The 19,398-nt window shown below is 72.0% G+C and carries 18 protein-coding genes and 1 other RNA gene; 16 read left to right on the top strand and 3 right to left on the bottom strand.

Translation table 11 applies throughout. The features are described 5' to 3' along the window. Positions 1–89 precede the first annotated feature (89 nt). On the top strand, positions 90–923 hold the full coding sequence (locus OIE75_RS14330) for a hypothetical protein (RefSeq protein ID WP_329471122.1): 834 nt from the start codon (positions 90–92) through the stop codon (positions 921–923). A gap of 111 nt (positions 924–1,034) precedes the next feature. Here OIE75_RS14330 and OIE75_RS14325 read toward each other — a convergent pair whose 3' ends face one another. Further along, a complete protein-coding gene (locus OIE75_RS14325; RefSeq protein ID WP_307012570.1) occupies positions 1,035–1,226 on the bottom strand; it encodes a hypothetical protein in 192 nt (63 codons plus the stop codon). 214 nt (positions 1,227–1,440) lie between these two features. On the opposite strand from OIE75_RS14325, the gene ftsE reads away from it, so the two are divergent. From ftsE to ssrA, 5 genes are all read left to right on the top strand, one after another. Further along, the gene (ftsE, locus tag OIE75_RS14320) at positions 1,441–2,130 is read left to right on the top strand and encodes a cell division ATP-binding protein FtsE (RefSeq protein WP_307012568.1); all 690 of its coding nucleotides are present in this window, start codon (positions 1,441–1,443) and stop codon (positions 2,128–2,130) included. 31 nt (positions 2,131–2,161) lie between these two features. After that, a complete protein-coding gene (gene ftsX, locus OIE75_RS14315; protein ID WP_122619808.1) occupies positions 2,162–3,079 on the top strand; it encodes a permease-like cell division protein FtsX in 918 nt (305 codons plus the stop codon). Positions 3,080–3,147: 68 nt separating this feature from the next. Then, positions 3,148–4,326, top strand: coding sequence for a S41 family peptidase (locus OIE75_RS14310; RefSeq protein WP_307012565.1), 1,179 nt, complete (start codon positions 3,148–3,150; stop codon positions 4,324–4,326). Between the two features lie 45 nt (positions 4,327–4,371). Further along, positions 4,372–4,851: an SsrA-binding protein SmpB gene (gene smpB / locus OIE75_RS14305; RefSeq protein ID WP_052841735.1), complete on the top strand. Its 480-nt coding sequence runs from the start codon at positions 4,372–4,374 to the stop codon at positions 4,849–4,851. A gap of 104 nt (positions 4,852–4,955) precedes the next feature. After that, positions 4,956–5,355: a transfer-messenger RNA gene (ssrA, locus tag OIE75_RS14300) on the top strand. Positions 5,356–5,416: 61 nt separating this feature from the next. Here the strand turns inward: ssrA and OIE75_RS14295 are convergent. Further along, on the bottom strand, positions 5,417–6,262 hold the full coding sequence (locus OIE75_RS14295) for an NAD(P)H-binding protein (RefSeq protein WP_329471121.1): 846 nt from the start codon (positions 6,260–6,262) through the stop codon (positions 5,417–5,419). A gap of 105 nt (positions 6,263–6,367) precedes the next feature. On the opposite strand from OIE75_RS14295, the gene OIE75_RS14290 reads away from it, so the two are divergent. Next, complete coding sequence (locus OIE75_RS14290) at positions 6,368–6,799, top strand: winged helix-turn-helix transcriptional regulator (protein ID WP_329471120.1); 432 nt, start codon at positions 6,368–6,370, stop codon at positions 6,797–6,799. On the opposite strand, the gene OIE75_RS14285 is transcribed toward OIE75_RS14290, so the two are convergent. Beyond that, positions 6,759–8,066 (bottom strand): MFS transporter, encoded by a 1,308-nt coding sequence (locus OIE75_RS14285; protein WP_329471119.1) that lies wholly within the window; start codon positions 8,064–8,066, stop codon positions 6,759–6,761. The two genes, OIE75_RS14290 and OIE75_RS14285, sit on opposite strands and share 41 nt — an antisense overlap. A gap of 83 nt (positions 8,067–8,149) precedes the next feature. Here OIE75_RS14285 and OIE75_RS14280 point away from each other — a divergent pair, with 83 nt between their 5' ends. From OIE75_RS14280 to OIE75_RS14240, 9 genes are all read left to right on the top strand, one after another. Continuing rightward, positions 8,150–9,121 carry a LysR family transcriptional regulator gene (locus OIE75_RS14280; RefSeq protein ID WP_307012557.1) on the top strand — a complete coding sequence of 324 codons (972 nt, stop codon included), beginning with the start codon at positions 8,150–8,152 and terminating at the stop codon, positions 9,119–9,121. 301 nt (positions 9,122–9,422) lie between these two features. After that, the gene (locus tag OIE75_RS14275; RefSeq protein WP_329471118.1) at positions 9,423–10,580 is read left to right on the top strand and encodes a hypothetical protein; all 1,158 of its coding nucleotides are present in this window, start codon (positions 9,423–9,425) and stop codon (positions 10,578–10,580) included. Beyond that, positions 10,580–12,781: a polysaccharide deacetylase family protein gene (locus OIE75_RS14270; protein ID WP_307012554.1), complete on the top strand. Its 2,202-nt coding sequence runs from the start codon at positions 10,580–10,582 to the stop codon at positions 12,779–12,781. Before OIE75_RS14275 ends, OIE75_RS14270 begins: the two co-directional genes overlap by 1 nt. Continuing rightward, on the top strand, positions 12,778–14,079 hold the full coding sequence (locus OIE75_RS14265; protein WP_329471117.1) for an acyltransferase family protein: 1,302 nt from the start codon (positions 12,778–12,780) through the stop codon (positions 14,077–14,079). The genes OIE75_RS14270 and OIE75_RS14265 overlap by 4 nt, the downstream gene beginning before the upstream one ends. Positions 14,080–14,161: 82 nt before the next feature. Next, positions 14,162–15,067, top strand: a complete 906-nt coding sequence (locus tag OIE75_RS14260) for a hypothetical protein (protein ID WP_329471116.1) — start codon at positions 14,162–14,164, stop codon at positions 15,065–15,067. A 135-nt stretch (positions 15,068–15,202) separates the two neighbouring features. After that, positions 15,203–16,564, top strand: a complete 1,362-nt coding sequence (locus tag OIE75_RS14255) for a nitrate/nitrite transporter (RefSeq protein ID WP_307012548.1) — start codon at positions 15,203–15,205, stop codon at positions 16,562–16,564. 107 nt (positions 16,565–16,671) lie between these two features. After that, positions 16,672–17,826, top strand: coding sequence for a uroporphyrinogen-III synthase (locus OIE75_RS14250; RefSeq protein WP_163016244.1), 1,155 nt, complete (start codon positions 16,672–16,674; stop codon positions 17,824–17,826). A gap of 254 nt (positions 17,827–18,080) precedes the next feature. Further along, a complete protein-coding gene (locus OIE75_RS14245; RefSeq protein ID WP_307012545.1) occupies positions 18,081–18,671 on the top strand; it encodes a CGNR zinc finger domain-containing protein in 591 nt (196 codons plus the stop codon). A gap of 184 nt (positions 18,672–18,855) precedes the next feature. Continuing rightward, complete coding sequence (locus OIE75_RS14240) at positions 18,856–19,380, top strand: sigma-70 family RNA polymerase sigma factor (RefSeq protein ID WP_329473987.1); 525 nt, start codon at positions 18,856–18,858, stop codon at positions 19,378–19,380. The last annotated feature ends 18 nt before the right edge of the window (positions 19,381–19,398 follow it).

Genomic DNA, 19,398 nt, shown 5'->3' with positions numbered 1-19,398 from the left:
AACCGGGGGACATAAGCGCAGCCACTCCCGTCGATCACGGCCCCGAGCGCGGCCTCACTGACTAATCGGCTACTGGGGGTAGCAACCACATGACGAAGAAGACGCGCATCCGTGTCGCGCGCATAGCGGCCGGCGCCGTGATCGCCGCCGGCGCCTCGCTGACCGCCGCGGGTGCCGCCTCGGCGCTCGACATCGGCGTGAGCGCGGGTGTCGGCGACACCAACGTCGACCTCGGCGTGAGCGTCGGCGGCGACACCGAAGGCACGACCGAGGGCACCTCGGAAGGCACCACCGAGGGCACTTCGGTCGGCGTGACCGAGGGCACCACGGAGGGTACGTCCGAGGGCACCACCGACGGGACCACGGAAGGCACCACCGAGGGCACGACCGAGGGCACCTCGGTCGGCACCACGGAGGGCACGACCGAGGGCACCTCCGAGGGCACCTCCGAGGGCACGTCCGAGGGCACCTCGGTCGGCACCTCCGAGGGCACGTCCGAAGGCGCCACCGAGGGTGGCGACAACGGCGGCAACGGTGACAACGGCGGTTCCGGCGACAACGGCGGCAACGGCAACAACGGTGGCACCGGCGACAACGGTGACAACGGCGGTTCCGGCGACAACGGCGGCAACGGCAACAACGGTGGCACCGGCGGCAACGGTGGTGGCGGCGACAACACCACCCCCGACGGCGGCAGCAACGACAACGTCACCCAGGACGAGGGCTCCTCGGCCCTGACCGACACCGGCGAAGAGGCCCCGGCCTCCGACACCGCCGCCCAGGGCAGCGGTGACGAGCTGGCCGAGACCGGCGCCGCGGAGACCACGTTCCTGCTGGTCGGCGCCGCCACGATGATCGCGGGCGGTATCGGCTTCCGCCTGCTGCCGCGCATGATGAACGGTCGCGGCGGGGCCGCTGCCTGACGGTAGCCGTCGGGCTACGCACGGCACAGGCACGCGAAGGGGCCCGGAGCGCACAGCGCTCCGGGCCCCTCTGCCATGTCTCCGAAGGCCCTGGGAGCCCCTACGCGCCCGTCAGACGGTCTGGTGGGCCAGCAGGGCCACCGCCGCGATCAGCACCGCCAGCAGCGCGATCAGCGCCATCGGGTTCAGTCCCGCCAGGGGGCCGTCCTGCTGCATCCGCTCGCGGTTCGCCCGGCACACCGGGCACCGGCCCTCGTTCACGGGCGCCGCGCAGTTCGCGCACACCAACCGGTCGTACGTCATGCGCTCGCCCTCCTTGCCGCCGGCTCCGTCAGAACAACGCCCGCAACGACACGAACGTTCCCCTTCCACTGTGCCAGGTTCCGGAGGACCCCGCGCGTCCTCCCGCCAGGGACAAAACGTGCAACTGATACGCAACCCAGACCGGTGACTGCGGTCCGCTCCCCGGTTCGCGTATGGTCACGCACATCTACCCCCGGCGACCCGTGGTGCATCCGTGATCCGATTCGACAACGTCTCCAAGGTCTACCCCAAACAGAGCCACCCAGCCCTCAGGGACGTCTCCCTGGAGGTCGAGAAGGGCGAGTTCGTCTTCCTCGTGGGATCCTCCGGCTCCGGAAAGTCCACCTTCCTGCGGCTGATCCTCCGCGAGGAGCGGTGCAGCCACGGCCAGGTGCACGTCCTGGGCAAGGACCTCGCCCGCCTGTCCAACTGGAAGGTGCCGCAGATGCGGCGCCAGCTGGGGACGGTGTTCCAGGACTTCCGCCTGCTGCCGAACAAGACGGTCGGCGAGAACGTCGCCTTCGCCCAGGAGGTCATCGGCAAGTCCCGCGGCGAGATCCGCAAGTCGGTGCCCCAGGTGCTCGACCTGGTCGGTCTCGGCGGCAAGGAGGACCGCAGGCCCGGCGAGCTGTCCGGCGGTGAGCAGCAGCGCGTCGCGATCGCGCGGGCGTTCGTCAACCGGCCCAAGCTGCTGATCGCGGACGAGCCCACCGGCAACCTCGACCCGCAGACCTCCGTGGGCATCATGAAGCTGCTCGACCGCATCAACCGGACGGGCACCACCGTGATCATGGCCACCCACGACCAGAACATCGTGGACCAGATGCGCAAGCGCGTCATCGAGCTGGACAAGGGCCGCCTCGTCCGCGACCAGGCACGCGGCGTCTACGGCTACCAGCACTGACGACGAGGAACGAAAGGCTTAACGAGACGCCATGCGCGCCCAGTTCGTGCTCTCGGAGATCGGTGTCGGTCTTCGCCGCAATCTGACGATGACCTTCGCGGTCATCGTCTCCGTCGCCCTGTCCCTGGCCCTGTTCGGCGGGTCGCTGCTGATGAGCGACCAGGTCAACACCATGAAGGGCTACTGGTACGACAAGGTCAACGTCTCGGTCTTCCTCTGCAACAAGAGCGACGCCGAGTCCGACCCCAACTGCGCCAAGGGCGCGGTGACCTCGGACCAGAAGAAGCAGATCATGTCCGACCTCGACGAGATGGCCGTCGTCGACAAGGTGACGTACGAGTCGCAGGACGAGGCGTACAAGCACTACAAGGAGCAGTTCGGCGACTCGCCGCTGGCCAGCTCCCTCACGCCGGACCAGATGCAGGAGTCGTACCGGATCAAGCTGAAGGACCCGGAGAAGTACCAGGTCATCGCCACCGCCTTCGACGGCCGGGAAGGCGTGCAGTCCGTGCAGGACCAGAAGGGCATCCTGGACAACCTCTTCGGCCTCCTCAACGGCATGAACTGGGCCGCCCGCGCGGTGATGGCGCTCATGCTGGTCGTCGCCCTGATGCTGATCGTCAACACGGTGCGCGTCTCCGCGTTCAGCCGGCGGCGCGAGACCGGCATCATGCGGCTCGTCGGCGCCTCCGGGTTCTACATCCAGGCGCCGTTCATCATGGAGGCGGCGGTCGCCGGGCTCATCGGCGGTGGTGTCGCCTGCGGCTTCCTGGTGGTCGCCCGGTACTTCATCATCGACCACGGTCTCGCCCTGTCCGAGAAGCTGAACCTGATCAACTTCATCGGCTGGGACGCCGTGTTGACCAAGCTGCCGCTCATCCTGGCCACCAGCCTGCTGATGCCCGCGTTGGCCGCGTTCTTCGCGTTGCGCAAGTACCTGAAGGTGTGACACATACCAAGAGGGCCGAACGGTCAAGCGACCGTTCGGCCCTCTCGCGTTGTCCTAGACTCACCGGCATGTCAGGTCGTGACCTGTTCTGTCAGCCCCGCCGCGTACGCCACGGGGCCGCCCTGACCTTGGTGTTCGCGAGTGTGCTCGTCGCGGGCGGGGTCACCGGCTCGTTCTCCGGAAGCGACCGGAAGCCCGAGTCGGACGCCGCGCACCCGGCCGCTCCCGCCGAGCGGCACGACGCGGTGGCCAGGGCGGCCGCCGAGGCGCTGGCCGACGGCAAGTCCCCCGAGGAGGCCGCCGAACGCGCGGTCAGCCGCAGCGGGGACCGCTGGGGCGCCGTCTACTCCCACGGCGAGTACGAGGAGTTGGAGGACGCCCTGGACGGCCGGTACACCGGCGTCGGGCTCTCCGCGCGGCGCGAGAGCGACGGCCGTATCGAGGTGACCGGCGTGCGGTCCGGCTCGCCCGCCGCCGACGCCGGGATCCGCGAGGGCGACCGGCTGCGCAGCGTCGACGGCGAACGGGTCGACGGGCGGCCCGTCACCGAGGTCGTCGCCATACTGCGCGGCGACGCCGAGGCCGAGCCCGCCGGCACCGCCGTCCGGCTCGGTCTGGAGCGCGGCACACGCGCGTGGAGCGAGACCGTGCGCCGGGCCAGGCTCTCCACGGAGCCCGTGACGGTACGCACCCTCGCCACCGGCGACACGGTGATCAAGGTCAGCTCCTTCACCAAGGGCGTCGGCGCACAGGTGCGCGACGCCGTGCGGCGGCTGCCGTCCGGTGCGGGAGTCGTCCTCGACCTGCGCGGCAACTCGGGCGGCCTGGTCTCCGAGGCGGTCGTCGCCGCCTCCGCCTTCCTCGACGGCGGCCTGGTCGCCACGTACGACGTCGACGGCGAACAGCGGGCCCTGCACGCCGAGCCCGGCGGCGAGACCACCAGACCCCTGGTCACGCTCGTCGACGGCGGCACGATGAGCGCGGCCGAACTGCTCACCGGAGCCCTCCAGGACCGCGGCCGGGCGGTCGTCCTGGGTTCCCGCACCTTCGGCAAGGGCTCGGTGCAGATGCCCAGCCGGCTGCCCGGCGGCTCGGTGGCCGAGCTGACCGTCGGGCACTACCGCACCCCCTCCGGCCGCGGCGTCGACGGCACGGGCATCACACCCGACCTGGAGGTCGACCCGGCGGGCCCGGCCGCGCTGGAACGGGCGCGGACGGTACTGAGCGGACTGGGACCGACCGCGTAATCGGCTTTCCGTGAGCCCCCTCGGTAGTGCCAAAATGGTTGCACTATGGCTAAGGAAAAAGGGCGCAAGCTGATCGCGCAGAACAAGAAGGCGCGGCACGACTACCAGATCCTCGACACCTACGAGGCGGGACTCGTCCTGTCCGGGACCGAGGTGAAGTCGCTGCGCCAGGGGCGGGCCTCGCTGGCCGACGGCTTCGTGCAGCTGGACGGACACGAGGCGTGGCTGCACAACGTGCACGTGCCGGAGTACAGCCAGGGGACCTGGACCAACCACAGCGCCCGCCGCAAGCGGAAGCTGCTGCTGCACCGCGTGGAGATCGACAAGCTGGAGTCGAAGTCCCAGGAGACCGGTCACACCATCGTGCCGCTGGCCCTCTACTTCAAGGACGGCCGGGCCAAGGTCGAGATCGCGCTGGCGCGCGGCAAGAAGGAGTACGACAAGCGCCAGACGCTCCGCGAGAAGCAGGACCGCCGCGAGGCCGAGCGGACGATCTCCGCGATCCGGCGCAAGCAGCGGGCCTGACCGCCGGGAATAGGCTGGCACCCCGGTGCGTTGGTCACGTACGATGGCATCCGCACCTCACAGCGGGTGCACCTCCCTCTTCGGAGGGCTTGAAAAATCAACATGGGGATGATCGGTTTCGACAGCGGCTGTCGAAGCAGGGGAAGCGTGTCGAGGAAGCGGCCATGATCTCGTAAACCACAGGCCGAAAAAAATAATCGCCAACACCAAGCGCGATTCCTCCCAGCAGGCCTTCGCCCTCGCTGCCTGATCTCAGGTAGCAGAGCGAGCCTCCTACTACGGGAGTGTCAGCCCGGGGCTGTTCCCGACCCGGATCCTGGCATCAGCTAGGGGACTAAACCTTGATCCCGGTCACGGGGTGAAGAGGGAAACCAAACAGTGACTGAGCCCGTCGGAGACTTGTCCGCGTGATCTCCGGGGCTGAGAAAATCGAAGCGGACTGCACACGGAGAAGCCCTGATTCCGCACCGTTGGACGCGGGTTCGATTCCCGCCATCTCCACGAGGTCGAGGGCGGCCTGTCTCGCGCAGCGCGAGACAGGCCGCCCTCGTCGTTTTCCCGCCGCCTACCGGAAGGCCTCGGCGTTGCGGGTCGCCCAGGCAGTGAAGGAACCGGCCGGACGGCCGAGGAGCTTCTCGACGTCGGGGGCGACGCGCTGCTCCGAGGGGAGCGGCTCACCGAGGATGTCGAGCGTGCCGTCGACGACCGGCTCGGGCATGAACCGCGTCATGCGCTCGCGCGCCTGCTCGCGGCTCAGCTCCACGAACCGCACCTCCTCGCCCAGCGCCCCGGCGATCTCCCGTGCCTGCGTGCGCGGAGTCACCGCGACGGGGCCGGTCAGTTCGTAGGTCTGCCCCGCGTGGCCCTCCTCGCGCAGCGTCACGGCGGCCACCTCGCCGATGTCCGCCGGGTCCACCACCGGAAGGGCGACCTCGGCGAACGGCGCGTGCACGGTCCGCCGGGTGCGGACGGTCTCGGCCCACGCGTAGGCGTTGGAGGCGAAGCCGCCGGGCCGCAGGATCGTCCAGTCCAGGCCCGAGGAGCGCACCGCCTCCTCGAACTCCCGCAGCCGGCCGTGCGTCGGGGCCTGTGGCCGGGTTCCGGTGACCTGGGAGGAGAGCAGGGTGACCCGGCGCACCCCGCCCGACCGGGCCGCCTCCAGGACCTCGGCGGCGGGTGCGCCGCCGCCGAGCAGTTCCCCGGCCGGCAGGAGGAAGAGCGCGTCCGCGCCGGTCACGGCCCCACCCAGGGTCGACGGGTCGGCGAGGTCGGCCCGGACGTGCCGGGCGCCGTCGGGAAGGGCGTAGGAAGGGGCGCTGCGCGTGACGGCCGTCACCCGCTCGTCCGCGGCGGTGAGTGCCGCGACGAGGGGGCGGCCGACGTTTCCGGAGGCTCCCGTGACAACGATCATGATCGGCTCCCGCCGTCGGTGGTGCGGTGGTTCAGGACTTCCGGGAAGCTAGCATCCTCCGTAAAGTAGGTACCTAAAGGAAAGTGACTTCCCTTGGAGGGCCTGATGGCCGGTGCCACCCCCCGCGGCGCGGGGATCGAACCGGAACTGGCATGTCCGGTCTCCCCGGTGCTCGACATCGTCTTCAGTCGCTGGACCACGCCGATCCTGTGGGCGCTGCACGAGTACGGGCGTCAGCGTTTCGTCGAACTCCAGCGCAACATCGGGACCATCACCCCCAAGGTGCTCACCCAGCGGCTGCGCCGGATGGAACGCGACGGCCTGGTCGAGCGCACCTACCACGCCGAGGTGCCGCCGCGGGTGGAGTACGAGATCAGCGACCTCGGGCGCAGCCTGGGGCCGATCTTCGCCTCGCTCGTCGAGTGGTCCGCCGAGAACCTGCCCGAGGTCGAGCGGGCGCGGCGGGAGTTCGACGGCGCGGACGAGCCCGTCGCCGTCATCCGGCGGCGCGGGCCCGCCGGGGCGGCAGCAGGGTGAGCATCAGGGCCACCGCGGCCGCCGTCACCGGGATGCCGTAGGCCGCCGCGGCCGACATGTGCTCGACCGTCCAGCCGCCCGCCGCGCTGCCGCAGGCGATGCCGCCGAGCAGGCCCGTCACCGCGAGGGTCATGCCCTCGTTCAGGCGGCCCTCGGGGGTGCGCCGCTGGACCAGCGTCATGGTGGTGACCATGGTCGGGGCGGTGGCCATCCCGGCGATCAGCAGGGTGAGCGCCAGCAGCGGCAGGGAGCCGGTGAGCGAGGCCGCGAGCAGCGGCAGCGTCAGCAGGGCCGTCATGGCCGCGACGCACCACGGCAGCCGGTGTTCGGCGGGTCCGGCCGGTTTCATCGCGCCGTACAGCAGGCCGGCCGCGCAGGAACCGGCCGCCTGGATTCCGAGGACCACGCCGGCCGCCGCGCGGTGGCCCTGTGCGTCCGCGAACGCGATGGTGACGACCTCCATGGCCCCGAACACCCCGCCCATCGCGAGGCACACGACCAGCAGCGGCGGGATGCCCGGGGCGCGGAGAGGGGCCTTGGCGGTCGGGCGCGGCCGGGCCGCCGGGGGCTCGGTCGAACGCTGGGCGGTGAACAGCAGCATGCCGCTCACCAGCAGCACCACCCCGACGAGCGTGCCCGCCTGCGGGAAGAACGCCGTGCACAGGAAGGCCGCGAGGACCGGTCCGAGCATGAAGCACAGCTCATCGGCCGCCTGTTCGAAGGAGTTCGCGGTGTGCAGCGCGTCGGCGTCGCCCTTCAGCAGGTGGTTCCAGCGGGCGCGGGCCATGCCCCCGGTGTTGGGGGTCGTCGCGGTGGCGGCGTAGGAGGCGAACAGGGTCCAGGCGGGCGCGCCGTGGCGCACGCACAGCAGCAGGGCGAGCGAGCCCAGCGCGGCGATCAGGGTGGCGGGCACGGCGACCCGGGCCTGCCCGTGCCGGTCCACGAGCCGCGCGGTCCACGGGGCGACCAGGGCGGTCGCCGCCAGTCCCGTCGCGGTGACGGCGCCCGCCAGGGCGTACGAACCACGGGTGCCGGCGATCATCACGACGGCGCTCACGGTGAACATGCCCATGGGCAGCCGCGCCATGAGGTTCCCGATCGTGAACGCGCGGGCCCCGGGTGTGGCGAGGAGCCGCCGGTACGGGCCGGGCGGCCGGCGCCGGCCGCGCGGGCGGAAGTCGGCGGCGACCAGGGTGTCGGCGGTGACGGAGAGGAAGGCAACGGGAGGGGCCTGCGGGGGACGGCGTTCGAAGGTCGGTTGCGGCATGCGCCTACCGTCGCCCCGAGGAGATCAAGGGGTCCAACACCTGCTCCGTCGCCATTCACGCACTCCTGTTGTAAGTTCACCGGATGCCCGCACCCGCCCACCTCGACCCCCGCCTGCTGCGCGCCTTCGTCACCGTCGCCGAGGACCTGCACTTCACCCGCGCCGCCGCCCGGCTGTACGTCGCCCAGCAGGCCCTGAGCCGGGACGTACGGCGCCTGGAGCGGGAGCTGGGCGCCGAGTTGTTCCTCCGGACCACCCGGCAGGTGACGCTGACCGCCGACGGCGAGCGGCTGCTGCCGTACGCCCGGCGCGTCCTCCAGGCGCAGGACGAACTCCTGGCCGCCTTCGGACAGGCCCGCCCGCTGCTGGTCGACCTCAACTCCCCGGGGCTGGTCACCGGCCGCCTCGTCCTGGAACGGGCGCGCGAACTCGCCCCCGGCCAGGAGCTGATGGCGCGCTACGAGAGCGGACTGACGTACGCCGCCGCCGAAGTGATCGCGGGCCGGATCGACGCCTCCTTCGGCCGGTTCGCGGGCCTGCCCCCGGCGCTGCGGGCCGGACTCGGCCACCAGCCCGTGCGTCACGAGCCGATGGCGGTCGTCCTGCCGGAGGACCATCCGCTGGCCGGGCTGGACGAGGTGCCGCTCTCCGCGCTCGCCGGGGAGCGGGTGTACGCCGGGGCCGGCAACCCGCGCACGCCGGAGTGGACCGACCTCGCGCACCGCCTGTTCGAGGGACGCGGCATCGACGTGGCGCCACCCCTTCCGCTGGCGATGGGGGAGGAGGAGTTCCAGCGGATCATGGACAAGACGCGGCATCCGATCCTGGCGGTGGTGGGTTTTCCGGCCATGGCGTCGACCGTTGTACGCCCGCTCGTCGATCCCGTGCCGCTGTCGCCGGTCTCACTGGTCTGGCGAAAAGGGCTCGTGCATCCCGCGCTGGACGCGTTGCGCCGGGCGGCGGCGCAGGTCGCGGCCGAAAACGACTGGCTCCGGACCCCCGCCGAGGGATGGATTCCGGCCGCCGACGGCGCTGTGATGTCCACCCACAATTGACACGCGGCCACCACGGATCCTCCGCGTGCGCTACATTCTCTGCCTGAGCACGGTGTGATACAGGGGGCGCTCGAACCTGGTGAGGGCCGGTTCTACCGACGAGTGCTCGGAGTCGTATGCGCACCCGGAAGTGTCCCGTGGGGGGAAGTGCGCACGCGTGAAGAATTGGCAGAAAGACGCCCAACCGGAGTGGCCCGAGGTCGAGTCCGGGGGTCGTGAACTCTCGGAGGCAAGACCCGATGCTGACGCCACCGAGGTGCTCCCGCCGACCCGCTCCTTCCCACCCGCGGGTGGGTCTCCGATGACCGCGCCGGCGTCCGGCGGGTCCGGTCCGGGGTGGTTCGGAAGCGGTCCCGGTGAAGGCGCTCCCCGCCAGGGGAGTGCCGGCAACGGCGGGCCGGAGATACTCGGTTCCCGAATAGGCAGGGAGTACCAGGGCCCCGACCCCTTCGGCCGGCAGCCGCGCATAACCTGGGGCAACACCGACGCGGCCGCCCCGGCGACTCCGGTCGCCCCCACCACCGCGGTCCCCCCGACAGCCCCGACGGCGCCGGCCACCCAGGTCGCCCAGGCCACCCAGGTCGCCCCGGCCGCCCCGCCCCCTCCCGTCCCCCTCCTCCGCGACCCCTGGCAGGAGACCCCGGACGAGGTCGCGGACGGCGACGCCCCGGACGCCCCGCACACCCACGACCCGCACGAGGTGACGGTCCAGCTCGACGCCGTCCTGCTCGGCGACGGCGTGCTCCACCGGGCCGACGGCGGGCACCGCGGAAAGGGCCGGGAGACCTCCGACGGACCGGTCTTCGTCGACTCCTCCGGCCGCCGCAGCCGCCTCTACCGCCGCCTCGGCATACTCGTCGGCGTCGCCTGCGCGATCTACGCCGTCGTCATCGTCTCCACCCTGATGTCCGGCAACTCCAACGCCCCCTGGCTCCCCGTGCCGGGCCAGGAGGAGGGCAAGCCCGCCGGCCAGGTCGACACCACCCCGCTGCCCTCGCGGTCCGGCCCGCCCGCCGCCACCGGCACCGGCGCCCCGCGGACCGGCCCCACCGACGGCACCGGCGTGACCGGCACCCCGGGCGGCGGAGTCCCCGCGCCCGGCACCACCGCCGGCACCGCGCCGCAGCCCGGCACGACCGCCGGCTCCGGCGTGACGGAGACCGGGACCGACAAGAAGCCGGGCGGCGGGGCAACGACGGACCCGGACCCCACCGCGACGACGCAGGCCCCGCCGCCCGTCACCACCGGCCCGTCCGCGTCGACGGGCGACGGCGACACCACCGTCGACCCGACCGCTCCCACCGGCGGTGCCACCACGGGCTCCGACCCGGGCGAGGGCGGCGCCAACGCCAACGGCTCCCGCGACACGACCCCCCTCGCGGGGGCCGCCGACGCGCCCGTCGCCGGTCGGGGCACCACCTCCACGTCCACGCCCCTGTCCCCGGAGACCACCCTCTGATGGCATCCCGCACCCGCCGTCACGGGGCGGCGCGCAGCCCCCGTGCGGGCTTCCGCCGCCTGCCCCTGCGCCTGCTGCTCCCCCTGCTCCTCCTGGTCGCCCTGGCGGCGATGCTCATGCTGCGCGGCTACGTGCACAGCGAGATCCTCGCCGACCACCGCGTCCAGGAACCCGCGCCGACCACCCACGTGCCCGAGAAGATCCTGGAGGGCGGCCCGGTCATCGACGCCCGGAGCGGCCGCACCGAGAGCCTGAGCGTGCCCGACCACCGGCTCGTCCTCACCTTCGACGACGGCCCGGACCCGACCTGGACCCCGAAGGTGCTCGACGTGCTGAAGAAGCACGACGCGCACGCGGTCTTCTTCGTCACCGGCACCATGGCCTCCCGCTACCCGGACCTCGTGGAGCGCATGGTCGACGAGGGCCACGAGGTGGGCCTGCACACCTTCAACCACCCCGACCTCTCCTTCCAGTCCAAGAAGCGCATCGACTGGGAGCTGTCGCAGAACCAGCTGGCGATCACCGGCGCGGCCGGCGTCCGCACCTCGCTGTTCCGCCCGCCCTACTCCTCCTTCGCGGACGCCATGGACGACAAGTCCTGGCCGGTCACCGAGTACATAGGCAGCCGCGGCTACATCACCGTCGTCAACAACACGGACAGCGAGGACTGGAAGAAGCCCGGCGTCGGCGAGATCATCCGCCGCGCCACCCCGCAGGGCGGCAAGGGCGCCATCGTCCTGATGCACGACTCCGGCGGCGACCGCCACCAGACCGTCCAGGCCCTGGACCGGCTCCTGCCCGACCTGAAGGCGAAGGGCTACGAGTTCGACAACCTCACCGAGGCCCTGGACGCGCCCAGCGCCATGAGCCCCGTGACCGGCTCCGAACTGTGGAAGGGCAGGGCGTGGGTCTTCCTCGTCCAGGCCTCGGAGAAGCTCACCGACGTCCTGGTGGTGGGCCTGGCGGTCATCGGCACGCTGGTCATCGGACGCTTCCTGCTGATGCTGCTGCTCTCCGGCGTCCACGCCCGCCGGGTCCGCCGCAAGGGCTTCGGCTGGGGCCCGGCGGTCACCGGACCGGTGACGGTGCTGGTCCCGGCGTACAACGAGGCCAAGTGCATCGAGAACACGGTCCGTTCCCTCATGGCCAGCGACCACCCGATCGAGATCATCGTCATCGACGACGGCTCCACCGACGGCACCGCGCGGATCGTGGAGGGCCTGGGCCTGCCGGGCGTCCGGGTGATCCGCCAGCACAACGCGGGCAAGCCCGCCGCCCTCAACCGGGGCCTGGCCAACGCCCGGTACGACATCGTCGTGATGATGGACGGCGACACCGTCTTCGAACCGTCCACCGTCCGCGAACTCGTCCAGCCCTTCGGCGACCCGAGGGTGGGCGCCGTCGCCGGCAACGCGAAGGTCGGCAACAAGGACAGCCTCATCGGCGCCTGGCAGCACATCGAGTACGTGATGGGCTTCAACCTGGACCGCCGCATGTACGACATCCTCGGCTGCATGCCGACCATCCCGGGGGCGGTCGGCGCCTTCCGCCGCTCCGCGCTCGCGCCCATCGGCGGCATGAGCGACGACACGCTCGCCGAGGACACCGACGTCACCATGGCGCTGCACCGGGCCGGCTGGCGGGTCGTCTACGCCGAGAACGCGCGCGCCTGGACCGAGGCCCCGGAGTCCGTCAGCCAGCTGTGGTCCCAGCGCTACCGCTGGTCGTACGGCACCATGCAGGCCATCTGGAAGCACCGCCGCGCGGTGATCGAGAAGGGCCCCTCGGGCCGCTTCGGCCGCGTGGGGCTGCCGTTCGTCTCCCTGTTCATGGTGCTGGCGCCGCTGCTCGCCCCGCTCATCGACGTGTTCCTGCTCTACGGCATCGTCTTCGGCCCGACCCAGGAGACGATCATCGCCTGGCTGGGCGTCCTGGCCATCCAGGCGGTCTGCGCGGCCTACGCCTTCCGGCTGGACCGGGAGCGGCTGACACCGCTCATCTCGCTGCCGCTCCAGCAGATCCTCTACCGCCAGATCATGTACGTGGTGCTGCTCCAGTCCTGGATCACCGCCCTCACCGGCGGCCGGCTGCGCTGGCAGAAGCTGCGCCGCAGCGGCGGCGTGTCCGCGCCGCCCGGCGGAGGCGTCCCCGGCGTGCCCGCCCCGCGCTCCGGCGCCCTGGACGGGAGGCCGGTCGGATGACCACCCCGCCCTACGACCCCGCCCCTCCCTTCCCCGACGCGACCGCAACACCCCGGAGCGACCGGTACGTGACCGCACCACCCCCGTACGCCCCCGACACCGCCGCCGTCCCGCCGGTGCTGCCCCAGCAGAAGCAGTCCCGGCGGGCGCCCGCCCGGGACCGGTACTTCGACCTGCTGCGGGCCGTGGCGCTCTTCCGCGTGGTCCTCTACCACCTGACGGGCTGGGCGTGGCTGCCCGTGCTGTTTCCGTCCATGGGCGTGATGTTCGCCCTCGCCGGCAATCTGATGGCCCGTTCCCTCAAGCGCCCCGCCGTGCAGGTCGTCCGCGGCCGCATGCGCCGCCTGCTGCCGCCGCTGTGGCTGCTCGGCGCGGTGGGCGTGACCGGCATGCTGCTCCAGGGCTGGGGGCCGAACGACGACGGGCACCCGGGGTGGTGGTGGCTCCACCTCACCTTCTGGATCCTGCCGTTGAGCGACCCGCCGTACGCCGAGGGCCTGTCCGGCATTGACGGGCTCCTGGGCGACAACTGGGCCTCGGACCTCGCGGGGCCGCTCTGGTACATCCGCGCCTACCTCTGGTACGTCCTGCTCTCCCCGCTGCTGCTGCGCGCCCTGCGTGCCCTGCCGTGGCCGACGATCCTGGCACCGATCGCGCTCTCGGCCGCCTTCCAGTTCGGCTACCTCGAACTGCCGGGCGAGCGGATCCCCTCCGCCCTCACCGACTTCAGCACCTTCGGGGCCTGCTGGATCCTGGGCATGGCCCACCAGGAAGGCGTCCTGAAGCGGCTGCCGCGCTACGTCGTGCCGTCGGTAGCCCCGCTGATCGGTGCGCTCGGCCTCTGGTACGCCTTCGGGGAGGGCTTCAAGTCCGGCTACGACCTGGACTCCATCCCCTTCGCCCAGGCCGTCTGGTCCTTCGCGACCGTGCTGCTGCTCCTGCACGTCAGCCCGTCGTGGACGGAGTGGCCGCACCGGCTGCGCCGCTGGGACCGGGTGGTCACGCTGCTCAACTCCCGGGCGGTGACGATCTACCTGTGGCACAACGTGTGCATCCTGATCGCGGCCACCGTGTGGGACCAGCTGTGGGGCTTCGACGTCATGTACGAGCACTTCACCTGGCTCCTGGAGAGCCCCTGGCCGGTCCTGGTCCTCGCCTGGCTGCTCATCGGGAGCTGCGTCGTCTGGTTCGGCTGGATGGAGGACGTGGCCGCCAAACGCAAACCGCAGCTGTGGCCGGACGGCGCCAAGAGTGGCGCCCGCGGGAGGCCGAGGGCGCGGGCGGCGCACCGGGGCTGACGGCCGTCGTACCGGCGTGCGAGACTGCACCGGTTGCGCGAGTGAACACGGTGGCGTGAGCCGGTCAGGGGGAACGGGCGGGATGAGCAAGCGGCAGACGCAGAAGATGCTGCGGTTGATGGCGAGCGGCGAGCCGGTCGAGCTGACCAGCCCGATGGCGTCCGTGAAGAAGCTGGCCAAGCTGGCCTTCGTCGCCCAGCAGTTCGGCTACGAGTACGCCGACGCCCGCCAGGGTGGCGGGAGCAACGGCTCGCTCACGATGCTGCTCGTGCCCGATCCGAGCCCGCAGGCCCGCGCCCGCGCCGCGCAGAACTGGGCGCAGTACCCGAACGCGGGCGACGGGGTCTCGGTGCCGCCGCTCGTGCCCGACGCCTTCGAACTCCTCAAGGCGCGGATCAACTTCGACCTCACCGGCAAGAGCGCCGAGAAGAGGATGGGGTACGGCGCGCTCGGCGTCACCATCGGCTGTGTGGTCCTCGCCTACCGCTCGGGTGGCTCCTCCGACGACTTCGTCGTGGCCGCGGTGATCTGGCTGGCCGTCCTCGCCATCCTGGGCGTCGGCTTCCTCGTCACCCGCAAGCGCAACGCGAAGTTCGCGGCCCGGTTGCAGGCCGCGGGATTCGTTCCGACGGCGGACGAGACCGGGCGGGTGCGGTACCTGCCGCGGCAGCTCCCGGGACACGGGAACCCGTTCGGCGGGGCGCCGGCCGGCCATGCCGCGCCCGGTGGCCACGGCGCCCCTGGCGGCTATGGCGCCTCCGGTGGCTACGGCGCCCCCGGCGGTTACGCGCAGCCGGCTCCCGCCCAGTACGCCCAGCCCCAGCAGCCGTACCCCCAGCAGCCCTACGCGCCGCCCCAGGGTCGGCAGCAGCCGTACCCGCCCCAGGCGTACCCGCAGCAGCAGCCGTACCCTCCGCAGCCCGCGCCCCAGCAGCAGCCCTACCCCCAGCAGAACCCCCACTGGCAGCCCCAGCACCCCCAGGGCTGACCGGCGCGACCTCTCACCCGGCACCGGTGCCGGGTGAGAGCAACGTTCCCTTCCGGTCATCCACAGCCCCACCGGCACGAAACGCGCCCTTCCTACCGTCGGGGCAATCGAGCTGTGGAGCACCGTGGAGGCGTCATGACATTCCGAGGCGGCCGCTGGATCGAGTACTGGGATCCGGAGGACGAGACGTTCTGGCAGGAGACGGGGGAGCGGACCGCCCGGCGGAACCTGTTCTTCTCCGTGCTCTCCGAGCACATCGGGTTCTCCGTCTGGACGCTCTGGTCCGTGCTGGTCCTCTTCATGGGGCCGGAGTACGGGCTGACGCCGGCCGACAAGTTCCTGCTGACCTCCGTGGTGACCCTCGTCGGCGCCGTCGTACGGGTGCCCTACACCTTCGCGGTCGCCGTCTTCGGCGGGCGGAACTGGACGATCGTCTCCGCCGGGCTCCTGCTCGTGCCGACCGTCGCGGCCTTCACCGTCATGGAGCCGGGGACGTCCTTCTCCACCTTCCTCCTGGTCGGGCTGCTGGCCGGCATCGGCGGCGGCAACTTCGCCTCCTCCATGACCAACATCAACGCCTTCTTCCCGCTGCGGAAGAAGGGGTGGGCGCTCGGTCTCAACGCCGGGGGCGGGAACATCGGTGTGCCGGTCATCCAGCTGGCCGCGCTCGCGATCATCGGGGCGAGCGGCGGGCCGCGGGTGCTGCTCGGCATCTACATCCCGCTGATCCTGGTGGCCGCGGTCCTCGCCGCCTGCTTCATGGACAACCTCGCCTCCGTGAAGAACGACACCGGGGCCGCGAAGGACGCCGCGCGGGACGCGCACACCTGGATCATGTCCGTGCTGTACATCGGCACGTTCGGCTCGTTCATCGGGTACAGCTTCGCCTTCGGGCAGGTGCTGACGACCCAGTTCGGGCGGACCCCGCTCCAGGCGGCCTACCTGACCTTCATCGGCCCGCTGCTCGGCTCCCTGATCCGGCCACTGGGCGGCAGGCTCGCCGACCGGTACGGGGGCGCCCGGATCACCCTGTGGAACTTCGTGGCGATGGCCACCGCCACCGCGGTGCTGGTCGCCGCCAGCATGGCGAGGTCGCTCGGGCTGTTCGTGGCCGTGTTCGTGGTGCTGTTCGTACTCAGCGGGCTCGGCAACGGGTCGACGTTCAAGATGATCCCCGGCATCTTCCAGAACAAGGCGCTGGGCCGTGGGCTGACGGGTGAGGCGGCGGTGGCCCACGGGCGGCGCCTCTCCGGTGCCTCCATGGGTCTGATCGGCGCGGTCGGTGCGCTCGGCGGCGTCGCCATCAACCTCGCCTTCCGGCAGTCCTTCCTCTCCTCCGGCTCGGGCACCGGGGCCTTCGTCGCCTTCCTCGCCTTCTACGCGGTGTGTTTCGCGGTCACCTGGGCGGTATACCTTCGCCGTCCGGCCCCGCGGGTGCCGGACGACCCGGCGGACCCGGCGGACACGAAGGCCCAGCTCAGCTACGCCGAGGTGTGACGTAACACTGGTGACATGAAGCGGAACCGAGCCTGTCACGCACCGTTGACAGGCTCGGTCGGCACGCGAGTACGCAGACGGGCGTGAGGATCGGAGCGCGGCGAGCGATGGACGACGAACAGCAGCGACCCGACCACGGGCCCCTGGCCGGATTCACCGTGGGCGTGACCGCCGCCCGCCGGGCCGACGAGCTGGGCGCCCTGCTCCAGCGGCGCGGCGCCGCCGTCCAGCACGCGCCGGCGCTGCGGATCGTGCCCCTCGCCGACGACAGCGAGCTGATGGCCGCGACCAAGCAGCTCATCGACCAGGCACCGGACGTCGTCGTCGCCACCACCGCCATCGGGTTCCGGGGCTGGGTCGAGGCAGCCGACGGTTGGGGTCTCGGCGACGCCCTGCTGGAGCGGCTGGGCGCGGTCGAACTCCTGGCGCGCGGGCCCAAGGTCAAGGGCGCGGTCCGGGCGGCGGGACTGACCGAGCGGTGGTCGCCGTCGTCGGAGTCCATGGCCGAGGTGCTCGACCGGCTCCTGGAGGAGGGCGTCGACGGCCGCCGGGTCGCCGTACAGCTGCACGGTGAGCCGCTGCCGGGGTTCGTGGAGGCGCTGCGGGAGGGGGGCGCCGAGGTGGTCGGCGTGCCCGTGTACCGCTGGCTGCCGCCGGAGGACCTCGGGCCCGTGGACCGGCTGCTGGACGCCGCCGTGTCGCGGGGCGTGGACGCGGTGACGTTCACCAGCGCGCCCGCCGCGTCCTCGCTGCTCGGCCGCGCCGAGGAGCGCGGTCTGCTGCCCGAACTGCTCGCCGCGTTCGGCCACGACGTGCTGCCCGCCTGCGTCGGACCGGTCACCGCGGTGCCGCTCCAGGCGCACGGTGTCGACACCGTCCAGCCCGAACGCTTCCGGCTCGGCCCGCTCGTCCAGCTGCTGTGCCAGGAACTCCCGGGGCGGGCCCGTGCCCTGCCGGTGGCCGGGTTCCGGCTGGAGATCCGGGGGCACGCGGTGCTCGTCGACGGGGAGCTGCGGACCGTACCGCCGGCCGGCATGTCCCTGCTGCGGGCGCTGTCCCGGCGGCCGGGCTGGGTGGTGTCCCGCGCGGAACTCCTGCGCGCCCTGCCGGGCACCGGCCGCGACGAACACGCCGTCGAGACGGCGATGGCCCGCCTGCGCACGTCCCTCGGCACCCCGAAGCTGATCCAGACGGTGGTCAAGCGCGGCTACCGCCTGGCCCTGGACCCGGCGACGGACGCCAAGTACACGGCGGACGACTGACGGACCGCGGCGACGGCTGCGGTCCGGCATCGTGCGCCGCCGTGGCGCCGGGGCGCGTGGGACCGGCGACGGCCGACGGGACGTAAGGGCGCCGGACGCGGCCCGGGCGCGCGGGCGCGCGCGTACCCGTCCACGCCTCACCGGTACGAGGGGTTCCGGGCGGGAGTGCGGGCAGGCACTGTAGAGGGAGCGGTCCACCTGCTCCCCTTCCCAGCCCGTACCTCGGCGGGCCACCTCCAGGCGGTGACAGGAACATGGCAATGGGTACGGCCACCGACCCGTACGAGCTGCGCTTCGACACCGGGCGGATCTGCCTGGACCTCATCGCCACCACCCACCCCGTCGAGCGCCTCGGCTCCGTGGTCGTGCTGCGCGCCTGGATCGCCGGCTCCGGGCTCGTCCCGCCCGGCACCCCGCTGGCCCACGCCGACGCCACGTGGCTGACCGGCTTCCGCGAACTGCGCCGCGAGACCGCCCGGTTGGTGCGCGCCCGGCCGGCCCCCCGCACCCGCCGCCACGACCTCGCGCTGGCCCGCGTCAACGACCTGGCCCTGGCCGCGCCCCCGGCCCCGCGCGCGGTGCACGGCGAGGACGGCGCGCTGACCCGGGAGCTGACCGGGCCGCCGCAGTGCGCGGCGCTGCTCGGCGCCCTCGCCCGGGACGCCGTCGAACTGCTCACCGACCCGGTCGCGCGGGCCGGTCTGCGCCAGTGTGAGGGCGACAACTGCCCGATCCTCTACGTGGACACCTCCCGCGGGCACCGCAGGCGCTGGTGCTCCAGCGAGGTCTGCGGGAACCGCGAGCGGGTCGCCCGGCACCGCCGCCGCGCCGCCCTCGCCCGATAAGTGCCGCCACGCCCCGTTCGTCACACCGCCCCGAGAAAACTGTCATCTCACTTTGAACACACCGCACTTCGCGTCCGTACCGAATGGGCGAGCGACCGACTGGGGGAACCCCCGGACATCGGAGGTGGGCGTGCGCAAGGATTCCGTCGTGGCCAATGAACGTGGTGCGAGGGCCCGACATCGCATGTCCCAGTCGTCCTCGGAACCCGACGAGGAGCTGATGCGCGCGCTCTACCGCGAGCACGCCGGCCCCTTGCTGGCCTATGTGCTGCGGCTGGTCGCGGGGGACCGGCAGCGCGCCGAGGACGTCGTCCAGGAGACGCTCATCCGTGCCTGGAAGAATGCCGGTCAGCTCAACCGTGCGACCGGATCGGTACGCCCCTGGCTGGTGACGGTCGCCCGGCGCATCGTCATCGACGGCCACCGCAGCCGGCAGGCCCGGCCGCAGGAGGTCGATCCGTCGCCGCTGGAGGTCATCCCCGCGGAGGACGAGATCGACAACGCGCTGTGGCTGATGACGCTGTCGGACGCGCTCGACGACCTGACCCCGGCTCACCGTGAGGTCCTCGTCGAGACGTACTTCAAGGGGCGTACCGTCAATGAGGCGGCGCAGACACTGGGCATACCCAGCGGCACCGTTCGCTCCCGGGTTTTCTACGCCCTGCGTTCGATGAAGCTGGCACTGGAGGAGCGGGGGGTGACGGCGTGATGAGCGGGTACGGGGGAG

The organism is Streptomyces sp. NBC_01723, assembly GCF_036246005.1.
In the GTDB taxonomy this organism is placed as follows: Bacteria; Actinomycetota; Actinomycetes; order Streptomycetales; family Streptomycetaceae; genus Streptomyces.
This window is presented reverse-complemented; position numbering and strand designations above follow the sequence as displayed.